Origin of the sequence: Pseudomonas sp. 32_A, assembly GCF_017490905.1 — a bacterium.
GTDB classification, from domain to species: domain Bacteria; phylum Pseudomonadota; class Gammaproteobacteria; order Pseudomonadales; family Pseudomonadaceae; genus Aquipseudomonas; species Aquipseudomonas inefficax.
The window spans coordinates 1-520 of sequence record NZ_JAFGYI010000183.1; the positions used below are offsets into that span (position 1 = coordinate 1).

Consider the following 520-nt stretch of genomic DNA (forward strand, 5'->3'; position numbering starts at 1 on the left):
CCTGCGCCCAAGCGCGAATTCGATGTCGGCCGAACAACGAGCGAACGCTCACGCCGCCCGATGAGCGACGCGCGCACCGAACGCGCACGCTGCCCGCGCGGCGTTCAGCGATTGTTGACGGTCTCGGAGAAGCGCTTGAGCGTCGCGACGCGCGCGCCGATCAGATCGACGCGCTCGCTCTCGCTGACGAGCGGCGTCATCGCGTCGCGAAACGCCGCCCATTCGCGTTGCGCGGCGACGAGCGTCGGCAGCGAATCGGCGGGCATCCGCGCGCGCAGTTTCTCGTAATAGCGGTTCATGTCGAAGAGCGCGTGCTCGCACGCCGCATCGCGCATGCAGGGCCGCACGCGATGCACGGCGCCCTTGCCGCCGCCCGGCTGCGCGTAGTAGCGGTCGGCCGCGCCGCGCAGCGCGAGCGCGCGCTCGCGCACCGGCTGCAGCCGCATGTCGGCGTTCGCCATCGCGTACATCGTGCCCTGCGTCGTCTCGTAGACCGCGCGCACGAGATGCGCCTCGTCCT

At 71.2% G+C, this 520-nt stretch carries 1 protein-coding gene; it reads right to left on the bottom strand.

Going from position 1 to position 520, the window contains the following annotated elements; translation table 11 throughout:
* Positions 1 to 104: 104 nt before the first annotated feature.
* A partial coding sequence (locus tag J5M58_RS26200; RefSeq protein ID WP_207880245.1) for a lysozyme inhibitor LprI family protein occupies positions 105 to 520 on the bottom strand: 416 nt, incomplete at its 5' end.